This is a genomic window from Desulfosporosinus shakirovi (assembly GCF_020595055.1).
Lineage (GTDB): Bacteria > Bacillota > Desulfitobacteriia > Desulfitobacteriales > Desulfitobacteriaceae > Desulfosporosinus > Desulfosporosinus shakirovi.
In genome coordinates this window covers 177,316-195,483 of record NZ_JAJDOO010000005.1, presented here as the reverse complement: position 1 = coordinate 195,483, position 18,168 = coordinate 177,316, and the positions used below count along the sequence as shown (strand labels likewise).

The 18,168-nt window shown below is 40.3% G+C and carries 16 protein-coding genes; 9 read left to right on the top strand and 7 right to left on the bottom strand.

Translation table 11 applies throughout. The annotated features are described in order from the left end of the window. Positions 1-52: 52 nt before the first annotated feature. Positions 53-3,016 carry an FAD-binding and (Fe-S)-binding domain-containing protein gene (locus LJE72_RS06740; RefSeq protein WP_229246855.1) on the bottom strand — a complete coding sequence of 988 codons (2,964 nt, stop codon included), beginning with the start codon at positions 3,014-3,016 and terminating at the stop codon, positions 53-55. A gap of 829 nt (positions 3,017-3,845) precedes the next feature. After that, positions 3,846-4,301, bottom strand: a complete 456-nt coding sequence (locus LJE72_RS06735) for a hypothetical protein (RefSeq protein ID WP_229246854.1) — start codon at positions 4,299-4,301, stop codon at positions 3,846-3,848. Between the two features lie 171 nt (positions 4,302-4,472). On the opposite strand from LJE72_RS06735, the gene LJE72_RS06730 reads away from it, so the two are divergent. Continuing rightward, positions 4,473-4,721: a DUF3102 domain-containing protein gene (locus LJE72_RS06730; protein ID WP_312038898.1), complete on the top strand. Its 249-nt coding sequence runs from the start codon at positions 4,473-4,475 to the stop codon at positions 4,719-4,721. Here the strand turns inward: LJE72_RS06730 and LJE72_RS06725 are convergent, their stop codons facing one another. The 5 genes from LJE72_RS06725 to LJE72_RS06705 form a co-directional block, all read right to left on the bottom strand. Then, the gene (locus LJE72_RS06725) at positions 4,722-4,994 is read right to left on the bottom strand and encodes a hypothetical protein (protein WP_229246853.1); all 273 of its coding nucleotides are present in this window, start codon (positions 4,992-4,994) and stop codon (positions 4,722-4,724) included. It abuts the gene before it with no gap. Positions 4,995-5,488: 494 nt separating this feature from the next. After that, complete coding sequence (locus LJE72_RS06720) at positions 5,489-6,907, bottom strand: vWA domain-containing protein (RefSeq protein WP_229246852.1); 1,419 nt, start codon at positions 6,905-6,907, stop codon at positions 5,489-5,491. Between the two features lie 6 nt (positions 6,908-6,913). Then, entirely contained in the window at positions 6,914-8,041 is a 1,128-nt protein-coding gene (locus LJE72_RS06715; RefSeq protein ID WP_229246851.1) for an ATP-binding protein, read from the bottom strand. Positions 8,042-8,053: 12 nt separating this feature from the next. After that, complete coding sequence (locus LJE72_RS06710; RefSeq protein ID WP_229246850.1) at positions 8,054-8,857, bottom strand: hypothetical protein; 804 nt, start codon at positions 8,855-8,857, stop codon at positions 8,054-8,056. A 517-nt stretch (positions 8,858-9,374) separates the two neighbouring features. Then, entirely contained in the window at positions 9,375-10,067 is a 693-nt protein-coding gene (locus LJE72_RS06705) for a class I SAM-dependent methyltransferase (protein WP_229246849.1), read from the bottom strand. Positions 10,068-10,622: 555 nt separating this feature from the next. Here LJE72_RS06705 and LJE72_RS06700 point away from each other — a divergent pair. From LJE72_RS06700 to LJE72_RS06665, 8 genes are all read left to right on the top strand, one after another. Beyond that, the gene (locus LJE72_RS06700; protein WP_229246848.1) at positions 10,623-11,030 is read left to right on the top strand and encodes a molybdenum cofactor biosynthesis protein MoaE; all 408 of its coding nucleotides are present in this window, start codon (positions 10,623-10,625) and stop codon (positions 11,028-11,030) included. An 89-nt stretch (positions 11,031-11,119) separates the two neighbouring features. Continuing rightward, entirely contained in the window at positions 11,120-11,296 is a 177-nt protein-coding gene (locus LJE72_RS06695) for a hypothetical protein (RefSeq protein ID WP_229246847.1), read from the top strand. Positions 11,297-11,543: 247 nt separating this feature from the next. Beyond that, on the top strand, positions 11,544-12,119 hold the full coding sequence (locus tag LJE72_RS06690) for a TetR/AcrR family transcriptional regulator (protein WP_229246846.1): 576 nt from the start codon (positions 11,544-11,546) through the stop codon (positions 12,117-12,119). 122 nt (positions 12,120-12,241) lie between these two features. Further along, positions 12,242-14,593, top strand: coding sequence for an endopeptidase La (gene lon / locus LJE72_RS06685; RefSeq protein ID WP_229246845.1), 2,352 nt, complete (start codon positions 12,242-12,244; stop codon positions 14,591-14,593). Between the two features lie 33 nt (positions 14,594-14,626). Continuing rightward, positions 14,627-14,824, top strand: a complete 198-nt coding sequence (locus LJE72_RS06680; RefSeq protein WP_073030690.1) for a DUF1858 domain-containing protein — start codon at positions 14,627-14,629, stop codon at positions 14,822-14,824. Positions 14,825-15,009: 185 nt separating this feature from the next. Beyond that, positions 15,010-15,180 carry an alpha/beta hydrolase fold domain-containing protein gene (locus LJE72_RS06675; RefSeq protein ID WP_229246844.1) on the top strand — a complete coding sequence of 57 codons (171 nt, stop codon included), beginning with the start codon at positions 15,010-15,012 and terminating at the stop codon, positions 15,178-15,180. A 428-nt stretch (positions 15,181-15,608) separates the two neighbouring features. After that, entirely contained in the window at positions 15,609-16,244 is a 636-nt protein-coding gene (locus LJE72_RS06670; protein WP_229246843.1) for a hypothetical protein, read from the top strand. A 10-nt stretch (positions 16,245-16,254) separates the two neighbouring features. Beyond that, complete coding sequence (locus LJE72_RS06665; protein ID WP_229246842.1) at positions 16,255-18,090, top strand: sensor domain-containing diguanylate cyclase; 1,836 nt, start codon at positions 16,255-16,257, stop codon at positions 18,088-18,090. Positions 18,091-18,168 lie beyond the last annotated feature (78 nt).

Genomic DNA, 18,168 nt, shown 5'->3' with positions numbered 1-18,168 from the left:
TTGGGATAACGCACCACCAGCTTGAAAAAATCTCAAGTTTCGTTACGGCCCCTTATTGAAGCGGGAGCGGAGATGAAGCCCGATCCACCAGATACATCAGGGATTGATAGCTGATTCCGCTATGCAGGGATAGTCCGATCTCACAGGTTCTGCTATTGGAATAACCTGAAGTACACTCCTTGGGGAGGGAGGGTTTAAGTCCGGCTAAGGCAGAATAATTCAACTCTGGGAAGGAAAATCCTCGATCCCCTGCAAAGCCGCAGCAATGGACATCATCAGGCATAATCACCTTTTCCGCGCAGGCTTCGGCCAGGGCTTTAAATTTATCGCTGATATGCATTTTAACCGAACTGCAAGTCACGTGGACAGCGACTGTTTCCGGAACCTGTCTGAACTTTAAGTGCTCCATTAAGAAATCGTGGGTGAACTCCACGGAATCATGAAGCTTAATCCCGGATTTGAAGGCTCGCTTCATTCGATAGAGACAAGGACTGGTATCGCAGAGGATAGGATATTTGCCATTTTCACTGGCTGTGACCAGCACCTTTTCCAGTTCGTCACTCTTCTCATCAGCTATCTGAAAGAACCCTTTACTTTCCCAAGGCATACCGCAACATAAGTTAGCCATGTTCGGCGGGACGATGACTTCATAGCCGGCTTTAGCTAAGATAGAAAGCATCACTTCATGGAGAGGCCTTTGATCCTTGTCTTGACGAGCTGGCCCCATAGAGCGGCTGATGCAACTGGGGAAATAGACCACCTTCAAGGGCTCTGCGCCTGGGGAGGAGACCTTCGCTGCATTGAAAGGTCCCGCAGAACCGGATCTCGCTTGGGGAGCAGATCCCCGGCCGGGCATCCAAGGATTCCAGAGAGGAATCCGATTCTTGGTTACCAGGTGGGCCTTAGAGGCAAGTTTATCCATCACCCCGGTTCCCAGGAGTGAATGAGCTCCATTCACTGCCCCCAGGCCAAAGCGCATAAAGGTCGTTACCCCATTCATATTATTTGACAGTCGTTGGGCAATGAAGCGAGTGGTGGGAGTAATGGCCTGGGAACGCAGATATTTAGAATTGTCTCCTGTGTTAATGGAAAGGGGGCAAGCCTTGGCACAGAGTCCATCTGTGGCACAGGTGGCATTCCCTGCATAGTCGTAGTCCTTCAGCAAGCGCATTAACCGTTGCGGTTCTTTGCCCGTTCTTTTTAGGAAGGCAATTTCCCGCTGCAGAATAATACGCATCCGTGGAGTCGTGGTCAAATTTTTGGAAGGACAAATATCTTGGCAGAAGCCGCAGTTGGTACAGCGATCGATAGTTTCATGAGACTGAGGCATCATTTTTAAGTTTTCCAGATAGACATTCTTGTTGTCATTGATAATCACGCCGGGATTTAACAGACCGTGGGGATCAAAGGCGGTTTTAATCCGTCTCATCAGCTGATAGGCTTTACTCCCCCATTCCAGTTCGACGAAGGGAGCCATATTCCGCCCGGTTCCATGTTCGGCTTTCAGTGAGCCATTGTATTTCTTAACAACCAGTTCATTAACTTCTTTCATCAAACCCGAATACCGATTGATTTCTTCCTCAGTCTCAAACTTCTGGGTAAAGATAAAGTGCCAGTTCCCATCTAAAGCATGGCCGTAGATAATGGCATCATGGTAGCCGAATTTATTAAGAATGGAGCGCAGATCCATGGTGGCCTCGGCTAATCTTTCTAAAGGAAAGGCCACATCTTCGATTATGACAGCAGTCCCTTGTTCACGGATTCCACCTACGGCAGGAAAAATTCCTTTGCGAATTTTCCAGTAGGTCTCATACTCGGATTTTACCGAGGTAAAGTCAATGGGTAAAACTGTCGGTACGCTCTCCAGCCGTAATTTAACCTCTTGAATTCGTTGTTCCAATATCTCCCGATTCTCGGCCCGGACCTCCACCAGGAGAGAGGTTGCCTCTTCTGAGAGGGTTTTTAAATAATCAGGCATACCGGGCTCATCTTCCATGGTTCTGAGGGAAACCCGATCCATCATTTCCGCCGCGGATACTAAATCTCGATTAAGCTTCATAACAGCCCGGCAAACATGGTCCATATCGGGATAAATGATTAAGGCAGAGGCTTTATGGTCATGTTCAAACACCGTTTTATAGGTAATCCGCGAGATAAACCCCAGAGTCCCTTCCGAACCGATCATGACATGCTTGATAATTTCAAGGGGATCTTCATAGTCAACAAAGGCATTGATGCTATAGCCTGTGGTATTCTTGATTTTGTACTTCTTTTTAATCAGTTCAGTCAGATCCGGATCGGCCTTCAGCTCGTCACGAATGCTTTCTATTTGGCGGATAAGATCCGGTTTGCTTTGCAAAAAATCACGGCATGAGGCAGGATCTGCCGTATCCAGCAGGGCTCCGTCGTCGAAAATAATTCGCATATCCTCTACAGTTTTGTAGCTGTTATCGGCAGTGCCACAGCACATTCCACTGGCGTTGTTGGCTGCGATCCCTCCAATCATGCAGTGATCAATGGAAGCCGGGTCCGGTCCGATTTTTCGGCGATAAGATTTTAAGTAGCGGTTTGCCTCTACACCAAGGATACCTGGTTCGAGAGAAATCCTCTTGCCCTCTTCATGGACCTCATAGTGCCGCCATGCTCCTTGAACCACCAGTAAGACAGAATCCGTTAAAGCTTGCCCTGATAAACTAGTTCCCGCACATCGGAAGGTAACCGGTATATGTAGGGCTTGAGCAATTTTCAAAATCGCCGCCATTTCTTCATTATTGACGACTTTAAGAACCACCTTAGGGATTAAGCGATAAAAGCTGGCATCAATGCCAAAGCCTAAGGTGTAAAAAGGGTCAATAAAAATCTGTTGGTGAGGAAGGAAACGGGTTATTTCTCTGTAGAAATCTTGATAAACTTCAGGAAGTGAGCTTAAATCCTTATTTTTCTGGGCAGGATTACGCGGGTCTTGGGGATTTAAAGGATAGAACATGGGTCGTGTACCGCTGCGCCGATGAGTCAAATGAATCACGTCCTTTCTTGAAGGGTTATGCTTTAGTCTTTGCCGAGTTAACATGTATGATACTTTTATTATAATTGTTATTATAATAAAATTCAAATAAATATTATTTTTGAGGTATTACAATGTTTGTGGCAAACAAAGGCTCTCCCAAATACAATCAATAAAATGATCGCCGAAAAGTATTCAAGAGAACCTTTATTAAGCGGCTATTCATAAGCATTAAGTCAACTGGCAAAATGGATTTGTTAAATATTATTTTCCTTGGACTAGGTGCTTTGCGTAAATTTTTAGCGTTTCCATCGTTTCGCAATTTGGACAGACATGAATTTCTGATACAGAATTCGCATAATCATACTCCTGCTCGCATTTCGGGCATATAGGGCATTTTTGATCTTCACTCATTACACATTCCCACTTTCTTATTTTTAAATAACTGCACATGTATATCCAGAATCATGTTTTACAATAGGAAGTTCTTTGTGCCTCTATATTGTATGCATTCAATAAGAGATTCACCCACAACAATATAGATCCCTTCCGGTTAGGTAAAAGTTCGGAGGGGATCTGATTGAATGAATACCTATAAAACAGCAGAAATTGTACACTGCCTGCTTTAATCGAATGAGAACACGATGTTTTGATTGATCTTCTGAGTGCAATTCCGAAGCATGGAAGTGGGATGCTATCCTATCCTTTCTTGGTTGTTCGAAGTAGTGATGTTGGAATAAGTAACAAACGATATGGAAAGATATTGAGTTTGATTTAGTGGAAATGATTTTTCCCCTAGAACTTAATTCTTGAATACTATTGAACCGCAAGGGGCCAATTACTATAGTAAATGCATTTTCTTATCGATAATTCTTAAACTCAAAGAAACCATGAAGCCATATATTAAGGCAGTAGAAAGTGTTGAATATGCGACGCTTAGTGGCATTTTTCTAAATAGAGGTAGATTAAGTATTGTTCCAAAAGTATTGAGTAATAACCAAATAACTAAACTATACCCTAATCCTTTGAGATATAAATAATTGCTAGATGTAAACATTATCATGTAAGCAAAAATAACTCCAAAGATTATACATACTGCTGCATGGCTAATCATCGAAAGAATTATACCAAAAATTCCCTCTTTAGAATAAACTTGATATGTAAGTATAATTGTTGCGTAATCGTTGAAAGTTCTGTCAGTCCACCCTAATGATTTATATATAATCCCTACAATGTCACAAGTAATACTTGCTATAAATCCTGCGATACCTCCTGCAATAAGTCTATCTTTTTTCACCAATTCATCTCCTTTTAGCACGTTTTGCTTATATAATGTGTAAACCTCAATCTTTATATGTAACCTGTTGACTAGGTTAAAAGAGTATGGGATGAAAATGATTGCTTCCCTCGACAGTGACGGTAATCCAAATTCGTCACCAGTGACGAATTGACCTACACCTAGGCTCCCATCCTTCTTGAGATCCCGGAAGAGGAGCGGGATGAGTTTATCGCGGAGCATGATGTCGAGAGCATGACCAAATTGGAATTACAGCAGGCTGTCAAGGACAGAGTCCAGGCCATTCTGGAGAAAAAAGACCTCCTAAAAGACCTGGACTTGAAAAGTAGCGAAATCGCCCAATTTAAGCAAAACAAGATGAGAGGAAAATCACCTCTCATCTTGTTTTGCTTATGCCTGCTTCTATTGAAGGTCGTATGATTACAGGTTGACAACCTTAGAACCGGGTGAGTTCATGTCCGATCTGCGCAAGACATGATTTACAACTTTAACGACAGTGGAGGGCGAATTGGTCAGTTTGACCACTCGGAATTCCCTGGATTTTTCACTGTATAACACGTTTAAAATATCCAAGACCTTTCCTTTGGCGGCAAAGAATGTTGCCTCATCACCAGCACCACGCAGTTCTGGTGCCCATAGCTGCTCAATTTCCTGACCTAGCTTTGATAGTTCAGAATGGAAATGACAATACATAAGAACCTCCTTAATTAGCTAATGTTTTACTCATTCTATCAAAAAAGTGTTAAACCTAAATTATCGGTTTGTAAAGTGTTCGTAAAACTAAACACACACGATGTTATTATATGTTATCTGAAGGTTTTTGTGAAATACTGCCAGCCTGAATCCGAAAAGTTCTATTTTCAACCTGTTTTTTGATTAGTCATAATAGTGCTATGGGGATGGCAGTAAGGTGCTGATCAGAAAAGTAAAATTGGGGCTCGACAGTTGATTACCATAGAAGCCAAGTTAAAATGTATTTGCCGGTTATAGACCTATTAATTTCCTTCAACCCCATCAGGTTCCCGATATAAAGAATCTCGCCACCTGAGAGAGTGTTCAACGGTTGCCCCAATGTCATTGAGGAGGGGGATACTGATAAAAAGAGTTTTTTCCATTAAGACAGAGCCCTTTCAAATGTACTTATAGATATTTTAAGTGAATAGCCTGGTTAACCGGTAGCTAGGGGATCAAATATTCATGCTTTCCTGGTCTTGCATTGAAAATCCTTCTATTTTAACATCACTCATTTTTAATGAATCATCGTTTAGTTTAATATTTTTAAGCTTTTTGACTGCCCCATAAGCTTCTTTTAAGGAAAGCTTATCTCCTCTCCCAGAAATAACCCATAAGGTTTTATACCCCTGAGGTATTGTCAGAAGCTTTGCTTCACCTTTGCCATCCGTAAAATAGATTAGTAAATTAACCTTATGCTTATTAGCATACTCAAAAACCGGGGTAAATCTGGTGCCCCCACTGATATTACTTCGATCTTTGATGTCCTTGACAGATTTGACTTTATACACACGTCTGATTTCACTGTCACATTCGATAATCGTAATTTCATGATGATAATTTTTAACGATAGCCAGGACTTCTCGGATGGCTTGATTAAATTCCTGATCATTAATGCTGCCACTGATATCAAGAGCAACAACAATCTTGGCTTTATGACTCCTGAGTCGACCTCTTAAATCTAATCTATCGGGCTGTCTTCGGTTTCTTCTGGTTATCGTCTTCTTTTTATTACTTTCAACCGTTCCCATTAGCCGCTTAAGATATAAATTCCAAGGTAATTCGCCCTTGCTGTTTTTAAGGGATGAGATCATACTTTCTAAATAATTTGGAATGCTACCTTTTTGAGCATTATCAATAAACTTCTCTGTAAATCCTTGAAGGGTTTTTTCATCGATATCACTGGAGTCTGCCCAAAGGTCATGGGCTTTTTCAGGATTATACTCGGTTTCTATTGTTTCTTCCTGATCAGCGTCATCTGTATCACTTTCATCGGCCGCATCCTCATCCGCTTCCAGCAAGTCCAGGGCGGTTTGGATATCTTCTACATAATATTCAAAGGGTTTAAAGGGCAGGAGGTTTAACGAATAATTTAAATTCACCCATTCTAAGGTAACAGAATAGGGGGGGAGATGATCTAAATAGGTATTGACAACGATATTCATGGCCAGATTGATGGCTAATGTGCTGTAGCCACCCTTAAATTCTTTGGCTCTTATTAAATGCATGGATAAGATATGGAGAATTTCATGTTTAATGGTACTTTCCATCTGCTTAATATTAAGATTTAAAAAAATAATGGGATTAAAATAGATAACATACTTAGCCCCTTTAAAATTCACAGCAGTAGGGCTGCTGATGTCAAATCGTATTTCTCGGGACATTTGCATCAAAAAATAGCCGTAGAAATTATCTCTGTATTCCATAAGACTTAAGTTTACTTTATCGACAAGGCTGAAAAACTCTTCTTTAAATTCCGGGGGTATATTTACCTTGGAATGACCCTGTGTGCGTCTTGCCTTGAAAAAACTATTAATAATAATATCTGCTTTTTCGTAGAGCTCTTTAACTTGGTTATCAATAAAACTTTCCATAGCTTATCACCTTATTAAACGATAAGATTCAAAATATGATTCGATAAACGCTTCATTTTCTATGGCATGTTTGTATACTTCGGGATAACTGTTTTTAATATCTTTCATGATTCCTATCTTTAAATCGACAGGATGTATTTTTAAAAACTCAATCAGCCTGTCCATATAAAAACTTGAATCATCACTATTGTTTAATAGATTTGATTCTAAGTTTTTGAGAATATTCTTTGCGGATAGATAAAGTCTGGTATGGCTTTCGTTTTTCACTCTTTCTATGATCGATTCAGGAAGAGAATTTCCTGAAAAAACATCTTTATAAGATATGAGCGAACGATAATCTGATTCAACAAAGCTCACAAACTCTTCTGCTATTAATCTCCCGACATTCCCCTTGATAACATTTAAAAACACGGACCTGGGTATGGAATCTTTTTTATCCTTATAAATTTTATAACTGCTGGAAATTCGCTCATAGCTTCTGGGCGTTGCTCTAAGATCATCTTCGTTGATCTTATGCAAATATTCTGGGAAGGTGGAGATAAACTCGATAACGTTTTGCTCGATTCCGGCCTCTATTGCCCAATCGATCCACTGATTATAATCTGGCTCCATAGATAACCAGACAAATCGATTTTCTTGGGCGGCATCCATATCGACAACCTGGTAATCAAAATTCGAACTATATTTACTGGAAGGATTCATAGCGGCTAAGATTTTGACACCTACAGGTAATTTATAGCCATTGATTTCCCGATTTAAAATTAAATTCATAAGTTCCTGTTGGACTGTATGTTCACAGCGATTGATCTCGTCGATAAATAAAAGAACGGTTTCTCCTTGAGATATTTCTTCATCAATTTCCCTCAGCTTATGATGAACCGCATATACCGTCGCTTTCTTTTCAACTTGATCTTCTTTATCATTAACTCCTGCATAAGACTCTATCGTTGGCAGACCCCCGATTTCACCTTCTTTAAGGAGATTCCCATTAATTACAATTAAACTCCAATGATTTTCTTGAGCAATTTCCTTGGCTAAAGCTGTTTTTCCGATTCCGCTTTCCCCAACGATTAAAGGTACTTCTCCAGTCGATAGTACTAAGTCAACACTTTTTAATGTGTCTGTAAAATTCATGATGTCTCACTCCTATAGCATCTTCAGCTTTTCATCTACAGCTATTTTTTTTGCCTTTTTACTTCCGTATTTATAGACAAACATAACCTTGTCGATTGGCATAATGTCGTTATTTTTATCTATATTACTACAATTTAAATAATCTCTCACATATTTTTCTTCAACATCTTCATTCGATAATGATTCCTTTAAGGTTTGTTCTAATTGATCTTTAGATATTTCTTTCATAACATATTTAATCACTAAAATATTTACTTTCAAAAATTCTAAGATTTTATTTTTAGCTAAATCATTGATAAAGGTAATAGCCCGCTCATTATTCTTGATAGCTATAAGCTCTGCATTATGGGTAGGAGAATTTATATATCTTAGGGCATCATAACTAATTTTTACAGCCTCTTCTTGTACACCTTCGCAAGGGTCTTTGATAAATTTTATTGAATCGTAATTTTTTCGTACAGCTAATAATTGCAAGTCCTCACTTGGATTCTTCACATATTTAATAGCCCAGCCAGCTTGATTGAGCGCTAATTTTATTATCTTCTCGTTGGGATTTTCAAGATACTCTAAGTTAACCCATCCATCATTTATGGCTTTTATCATCATAGCTTCTGTAGGGTTATTTATAAATTGAATCGCTCGCCCATTATTGTCTAGAGCTAATTCTTGCATCTCTTGAGTTGGATTTTCTATATATTTTAATGTAAGTCCATTGTTTTTAACAGCCAATAATTTTATCTCATCGGTAGGATTAGTTATATAGGCTATGGCATTAGGATTATTCTTGATCATTTCAATCAGCTTTGACTTTTCCATAATGTACTTTCCTTCTTTGATTATTTATAATATTACTTCGGATAATTGATTGTTTTCTAAGTTAATTTAACAGTATGATTATACCACGGATAAAAAAAGAGTCTATAAATAGAGGCCCCCACCCCATAAGTACTTAACAATTGATACAATAAAAAGTCCGGTATTAGTGGATCGGTAAACGTAAGCTCCTTTTTGGCTGCGGTCTGAAGGGCGTGGGCGTGGTCGCAAAGACAACTCTAATTTAAGGGAAGTATTACCCTAATTGTTCCTATTACCGTGTTTCCAGAAGTCGTGAAGAATGAGATGGATAATCGGTCCGTAAAGACAAATATAACGTTACCGGCTTGGTTAAAGGAGCTTGCTGAAAAACAAGGAGTGAACTTTTCACAGATTACCCAGCAGTCATTAAGGAGCACCTTGGAGTGGATAGACCTTAAAATTAAAGGCTTGTCAAAGTGAAAGGGACTGTCTTACTGCGACAGCCCCTTTCGTTTGGGGAACTTTGCTCGGTAATTTATCAGATCCTTACCCACTTGGCCGCCACAAAGCCAGGATCTCCTTCTCTTTTCTCCTCGAGAGAAAGGGCCTCAGCTGTTGTTTGAACATTCGGCGGGAAGAAAAGACATTCTCCGATTTCCCCAGGTACACCGATTTGCCAGGAACCTATTTCCTCTTTAGTATAAAGTGCAGCGCGGGCGAAGACGGAAGTGGGGTTGTTACGAGCTGCCTCCGCGTAGTATTCACTCCAGGCACTCATGCCTGCGATGAGTCCGATCACAATACAGCCTCCGGGCCTTAAATGACTAAAAAGTTTTTGCAAGACCTTTTCAGGTTCAGGTACGAATTCAAAGGCGGTCATGGAAAAAATCCCATCATAGGTTCCCAGTTGATCCAGAATTGCTGTAATATCAGCATGCCACCAGTGAACAGGCTTAGCTTTTGAGGTGATTTCCTCAATGGCTGCTAGTTTCTTTTGGGCCAGAGCCATCATTTCAGCGGAAATATCCACAGCAGTGACTTCATATCCCTCTTGCACAAGCCAGCTGGTATATTGTCCGGTACCACAGCCGATCTCAAGAACCTTGGGACCCGGTGCCTTAAACATGGACTGGGCCAGGTGGCGTTCAACATGATCAGATACTGATCCAAGCTCAGTATCATACCAGGAATCATAATGGGCAGCAACGGGGTCAAAAAGTGCATCGTTCATTTCATTCACCCTCGTGTTCCTATTTCTTATTTTTATGTGTAACTTTCAACTTTTTGTTTTTAATTCCTTCTTCACCTTTCCTTAAAGTTTGATAATATAAGCAAGAATTTACTTAAAGCAGGAGCGCAACTTGTGGAATCAATGAAAATCATCAAGGAAAGAGAAACCTTAGCGTCCAAACTCCTGCGGATATGAAATCAAGGTTTAACATTGATGTGAGGATAGATAGTGAAGTCGTTGGCATCGACACAGAAAAGAAAATAGTTACGGTCAGAAGTAAGGATCAAGGGATTTTCGAAGAATCTTATGATGTAGTCGTCACCTGGAGCCCAAGCTCTCCGAACCCAACAGTCATCACCCCGTCATTGACATTTTCTGGGGGATGATATAATGTACCAGCTTTATGTAAAGAAGAAAATAGAGCTATGGGTATCAAAATTTTTACGCCAATGTTAAAATACGGGGTAGTGAAAGATAATACTGGCGGATAGAATAGATGTTTTCCTGAAAACATGGAGCAAGTTGAAGAGTATTCAGAATGGGAGTGTATAGTTTATGATTAATGAAAAAATGAAAAAACCATCGCCATCAATGGATGAATGGCTTAAAGAAGCAAAAACTGATCCGGCGGCTTTACAGGAAGGGATGTTTTTAGTTCATAATGGTGTTGTGCGTCAAACGCCTAAAGCCAAGGTGCGCCAAGGAATTGATGACGGTTCCCTGGTAAAGGGAATGGAATTTGCTTATGATGCAGCAAAGGTTGATTGGGCGATTGGTGAAACCTATAAGATGGAGGGTATCTTCTATGTCAGGGTTTGGCTTAATGAAGGCCAGCTTGAACTTGGCGACGACATCATGTATGTGCTGATAGGCGGTGACATCCGACCACATGTTATTGATGCACTGCAGTTCCTGGTTGAAAAAATTAAAAGCGAATGTGTAAGTGAAATTGAACAAAAATAGTAATAACAATCAGCGCATCCTGGGCGGTTAGAAGGGTATAAAGCATTTGTTTATTTATGTCTGTGTATGGGGAGTGATAAAATAGCAGTATGGATAGCGGAGATTTGAATATCAGAAAAATGAAAAACGTTGGTATATCGCTGTTTGAAGAATGGTTGAATAAAGAACATATCCGAAAATGGTTTGGTGATCCAAGTGAATGGCTCAATGAAATATATAATCGCGAAGGCCAATACTTGGATAAACCATTATATTATCGAATATGAGGATAGACCTATTGACTATCATCATTATGACCGCGCGTTCAGATGAGGACGACTCTCTTCTGGGATATGAGCTGGGAGCAGATGTTTCATGATAGTATGGGGCCCAACGGGGCATGGGGGTATGCGTTGAAGAGTGGGATGAGGGGGCAAATTGCTTATAAACTCAAAATCATTCCATTTGACAATAAATGAATGATCGTTTATTATAGATTTATCATCAATTTTATCTAAAAGTTAGGCGGCGCTCATGAGAAGAAAAGATGACGAAAAGCAAAGATGCATTAAAATTGCAGTGGTGCAATTGATTCTGGAGGAGGGGTTCCAGGGCACATCTATCTCAAAAATAGCAAAGGCCGCTGGCGTATCTCCAGCGACAGTATACATCTATTATGAAAATAAGGAGACCATGCTTAGAGAAATTTATCTGGAATATTCTGAAGATGCGATTCAATATTTACTTCAATGTTTGAGCCCCAACATGGTTGGAGAAGAAATCATTGCAGAATTGATCCGACGGTATTATTTCTTCATTATTGAAAACAAAGAAGTTTTTCATTTTATTGAACAATTTAGTACCTGCCCTGTTCTGCAAGGCAGTTGTGGTTCGATGAAGGGACCAGCGGATTTAAATCAGTTGCTGACGGATTTAAAGAAACAGCAGATATTAAATAACTTTAACAATGATAATTTGTACGCTATTCTGTTTGCCCCAGTAAAAATGATTGCAGTGAAAAGTTGTGAGTCTGAAAGCATGGCCATGGAACGTTTGGACGAATTGATTTATATCATTCAAAAAGCACTTCTTAAAGATTTTAAAATCTAATCAGCATGGTTCATTCAGTCCCAAATGATTAGATTTCTAGTTCTTTAGCGAGAGTAAAAGCTCGCTTTCAATTTTAAAAAATGATAAATGATCATTCATTTATGAAAGAGGAGATAATTTATATGATATTAGCCATAGAAAATCTTGTTTTATTACCAGGAATGACGTATCCATTAAGAATAGACCGCTTCAGCGAGGATGAACTGGCCTGCATTCGAGACAAAAATCATGAGATTGTGGCGTTGCCGTTAAAACGGCATAGGGACCGACACGAAATCAACGTGGAGGATTTCTACACAACAGGCGTTACTCTTAAGATACTAGAGGTGAACCCCAGCGAAAAAGGATACCATGTTCAAGTTAAGGTCTTAGACCGTGTGGAAGTTTCGGATATTAACATTGCCGAAAACATGATTACTGGAAAAACGGTATCAGCGCAGGAGGTCATCGACCTCAACGAAACCGGTCAGAAAGAAATGATGACCTATATTCAAAATATATCTCATCAAATTGGAGCCAAATTTAGAGAGTCAGAGGGCATTGTCAAAGCAATTGATGAGATAAAGGATCTTAATGTTCTGATAGGATATATCTCACGGTTTCTTCCATTTTCAAAGGAAGAGAAATATACATTAATGGAAACAGCGTCATTAAAAGAGCGAAGTTTGACCTTTATTGATTATTTCTTACATTACAAAGAAGCGATTCAGCTTCAGATTGAAATGTCCGAACGGTTTTCCGAAAAAGCGAATAAAAATTATCGTGAAACAGTGCTGAGGGAACAGTTGAGAGAGATTCAGAAAGAACTGAATGAAGACGAACCAGCCTCTAACAAAAAGAAGAAAGATTATAAAACACGCATTGAAGAGGCACACATGCCTGAAGAGATTTTAACAGCTTCACTAGAAGAGTTAAGCAAACTGGAAAGTCAGAATCCTGCCAGCTCGGATTATCATGTGATTCAAAATTATCTAGATATTCTTGTGCAACTACCTTGGGAAATGCAGGCGGAGAAACCCGTCGATATTGGAGAAGCCCGGCGTGTCCTAGATGAGCAGCATTATGGCTTGGAAAAAGTAAAGGACCGTATCATACAGCATCTTGCTGTCATGCAATTAAAGAAAGATAAACAGGGTTCTATCCTTCTGCTCGTGGGTCCTCCTGGAACCGGGAAAACAAGCCTGGGCAAGAGTATCGCGGGAGCATTGGGCCGAAAATATACGAGACTCAGTCTGGGTGGTATCCGCGACGAGGCTGAAATCCGTGGGCACCGCAGAACTTATGTAGGTGCAATGCCCGGACGTATTCTGCAAAGCATCAAAAAGGCTGGGGTAATGAATCCTGTTATGGTTTTAGATGAAGTGGATAAATTGATGACGGGTTATAACGGGGACCCAGCAAGCGCCTTACTCGAGGTGTTGGATCCTGAACAAAACAATACCTTTACAGATCATTATTTGGATTTGCCTTACGATTTGTCCAACGTGTTTTTTATTGCAACAGCAAACTCCCTTGAAAACATTCCCGCCCCGTTGTTGGACCGCATGGAGGTCATCCAGCTTTCAAGCTATACAACCAATGAAAAGTTTAACATTGGAAAACAACATTTGATTAAGGAAGCACTAGAAGAACATGGTTTAACGGAGGCTGATGTTCAAATCAGTGATGAAACCTTAAAGACCATAATTTCCGACTACACCATGGAGGCCGGTGTCAGGGGACTAAAAAAACGATTGGCTGCCATTGCCAGAAGTGTCGTGGAAAAGATTGTACTGGGAACCGTTGTAAAACCATATGTTATTGAAGCGGATGCCTTGGAGGAGATTCTAGGCAGAAAAATGTCCAGGCATGACATGGCTCAGGAAATTAATCCGCCGGGGGTTGTCACCGGATTAGCCTGGACGCCGGTGGGGGGCGAGATTTTGTTTATCGAAGCGACCGAAATGCCTGGAAACGATCATATCCTCTTAACAGGTCAGTTAGGAGATGTTATGAAGGAATCAGCAAGGATTGCTTTAAGTCTTCTGAAATCTCGGTTGCCTATGAATGCCATTCAGTTTAAAGATAAAGACTTGCATGTTCATGTACCATCCGGAGCCGTTCCCAAGGATGGGCCGTCAGCAGGAATCGCTCTATTTACAGCATTTGCTTCTTTGATTACCGGTATCATGGTGGATGCGAAACTTGCCATGACGGGGGAGATCACGCTTAGAGGTGTTGTTCTCCCGATCGGTGGATTAAAAGAAAAATTGATAGCTGCGGAACGTGCTGGGATCACAAAAGTCTTGATTCCCAAAGATAATGTTTCCGATCTAAAGGATGTCCCAGAAGAAGTTAAGAATAAGGTTCAAATTGTAGCGGTGGACACCATAGAAAATGTATTGAAAGAGGCGTTAGGGATCGCTTTGCCTAAAATTGAACAAGTCTTGACAGGACCTGGATTTTTCACCCATCTAATAGATCAACAAAATTAACTAAATATATTTTAAAGAAAAGAGGAAATGAAAATGACCGTAACAAAAAATACGTTAATTGGGGAAATCTTAAAGGCAGATCAAACTACGGCACCTTATTTTTTAGAGATGGGAATGCATTGTCTGGGTTGTCCTTCTTCCACTAGCGAAAGTCTGGAGCAGGCTTGCATGGTGCATGGTGTTTCAGTACAGGAACTGATTGATAAGCTAAACAAGCATATTTCAAAATAAGACTGATGAAGATATATAGGGTTTCCATAGACTGGAGGATTATTCCGGTTTCCTTAAGAAGTACTAAAGATCCTTCTTGGATTCGGTTCATATCTTCTATCCACTGTACAATTATAGTATGGTGGATTATTTTTTATTTAAGTGTAAAATGACGCACACAAGCCATAAAGGAGAAGTATCTCCCTATGTTGCTCCCAGTACGTGGGACTGATTTATCGGGGCTTCCACCGACATATACTTGTGTTGGTGATTTAGATCCATTTCGTGATGAAACGATGGATTATGCAGCAAGATTAAGGCAGGCTGGTGTATCTACGGAATTTCATTTATATCCCGGGTGGCTTTCATGGCTTTGATGGAATTGTTCCTACTGCTGAAATCAGCCAACGAGCTCGAAAAGAATATATTACAGCTTTAAACTTGCGTTGCAAAATAATTAACTGGATAAAGAAATATACCCCGCCGCCAAGAGCGTATCAGCTTCAAGCGGTTTTTTTGTCCCCTCAAGGCATTGGGGTGGCAGATTTGCTGTTTCATCAATTAGTAATAAGAAGCCAGGTCTTTAATTTTTTTGCTTTTTTTCAATGTCCTGGAAGGGAATAAAGAAATCACGCGGAAATATAAATGGATAACTCGAAGAAATAAGATTAGTGTCTAAAATGGGTTTATTTGACACATACCAAGGATCAAACACAAAGAGAAATGTGACAAAGAATGTAGAGACGGCGGTAATGTTGGAGCGGACAAGGGTATTTGGAAAAAAATTAAAAGGATGATGGAAATTATGATTAGAGAGATAGCTTACAATGATGTAAAAGACAGTCTTAAAACCGGGGATCTCATTTTATTCCATGGTGTTCAAACGACAAGTAAGTTGATCGAATTGATTGAATGGTCATACTGGTCACACGTGGGTATGGTTGTTTTACCCAAGGACATGGGCATGACGGTTGAAGACCCTCTTTTTTGGGAGTCGACAGCCTCCGGTGACGGCCTTACAGATTACCTGACAGGCAAACCCAAAGAAAACGGTCCCATGCTCGTATCACTGCATGATCGTATCCAGGTGGATGTAAATCAACATTACGATACGCATTTTTTGGTAAAATATTTAAATCGTTCGTTGATGCAAACGGAGCTGGAACAGCTTAAGGCTTTCATAGACAAAGTTCATGATCGTGGATTTCCAACGGCTGAAAATGCCTTGAAATACTACATAGAAGGCAGGTCTTTCAATAAACCAGCGCCCGATACGGAAGTGTTTTGCAGTGAATTAACGGCAGAGACCTTCATGGCGATGGGATTCATCTCTACAGAACACGTACCAAACGGGTATTGCCCGGATGACTTTAACAAAGGCGACAATATGCCCTCCTTGCAGCCTTTTCACTTTATTGACGGGGCAAGACTGAATAAGTAGAGATGATATTATGAGAAAGAAAATCGCTCCGATCTTTGCAATTATAGGGCTAATCATCCTTTTGTCAGCCACATTATTGTTACATAAACCAACTGTCGCGCAGCCACCAAAACCAATCAACGGTGTCCTGGATTTAAGCAACTGGTCATTTGAGAAAAATGGAATTGTTAGCTTAGAAGGTGCATGGTCATTCTACTTCAATCGGTTTCTGACGCATGATGACTTTGTGCAGGGTGTTGAGGTTGTGCCATCTCCTATTGAAATAACCAGCACTAAAGAAAGCATGGCGCGCTTCAAGCCTTTTGCCGAAAACAAATTCTACGGTACGCTGAGGCTCGTTATAAAACTGCCTGAAGGTAGGTCGACATATGGACTACGGACAGATATCATACTGACATCCTTTAAACTTTACATTGACGGCAATCTACACGGTGAAGTGGGAAAAGTCGGAACGTGCCGGGAGAATAGCGTACCTTACTACAATATACTCACCACCTACTTTAACCCGGAAAGCAATGAAGTGGAGCTGATTTATCATACATCAGATTTTACAGCAGAAGATTGTACCATCGTAGCGCCCAAAATCGGATTAGCCTCTCAGATTACCCAAGCAGTACAGTTGGGTTTAGGCAGGGATTTGTTCCTTTTTGGTATGCTGCTCATTATGGGAATCTATCATTTTGGTCTGTATATTATGAGGACAAAGGATCGGGCACCGCTTTATTTCGGAGTTTTTTGCCTCTTGTTTGCACTCCGTATGTTATTGCTAGGAGAACGCTTTTTACCAAGTCATTTGAATCTCAGTTTTTTTGTTTACGGACGAATGGCTTATCTATCTGCGTTTATCGGTTTTGCAGCTTTGTGTGGATTCTTATACTATGCTTTGGATGGCCTGTTCTCTAAATGGTTTGTCAAGTTCAGTATCGCTCTGGGATCATTGTTTGGTTTTCTCATCCTCTGGATTCCCTATAGTTCAGCGGACAGGCTATTGATGATTTATGCTGTATTTGGATTTGCATTATTAGGCTATGCAATGATTCGCTTGGTTATTGGCGTATTTAAAAGTGTTCCTTTTGCAAATATCGTATTTCTGGGTTTCGCTTTCTTAGGGATAACATTTATCAATGATTTTATTTACCAAATCACACTTGCCAATACGCCTTCCCTAATTCCCTTAGGTGTTTCAGTATTTACCTTTACGCAGGCCTATACCTTGTCTGCTAGATTTTCTAATGCCTTTACAAGAGCTGAGCAGCTCTCTGCAGAGAATAAATCGATTTTGTCAGAGCTTAAGCTTATGAACAGTAATCTTGAATCCCTGGTTAAGGAACGGACTTCCGATTTACAGAGTGCTCTGGAGGAAATGGAAGTTATGTCTAAAACAGATTATCTGACTAAATTACCCAACAGACGGTTGGTACTTGCAAAAATAAAGGAACTGATTGAGCAGAAAAAGGACTTTTACATTGGCTTAGCTGATATTGATCATTTTAAAGATATTAATGATCAGTTCGGGCATGTTAAAGGCGACGAAATCCTTGTGCTTTTGTCAGAAATATTAAGGTCAGCTATTAGCGGCTGTGGTTTTGTTGGCCGGTGGGGCGGCGAGGAATTCTTAATAGTACTTGAGACGGAGCAATTGGATACGATTCATGGCAAGGCCAATGAGATACGCAGGGCAGTAGCTGAATACCGTCACGCAGACATCGGCAAGAGCGTTACGATTACCCTTGGACTATGTCAATACCGGGAAAACACCTCATTGGACATACTAATAGCCAGTGCAGATGAGGCTCTTTATCGGGGTAAATTAGCTGGAAGAAACAAGTGTATGATTTCCGCGTAAGGCTATTATCACAATAGCAAATGGTTGGAATTTAGACATTGTTGCTTAGTTTTGGAAGTGAATGAAAGATATTGTGAA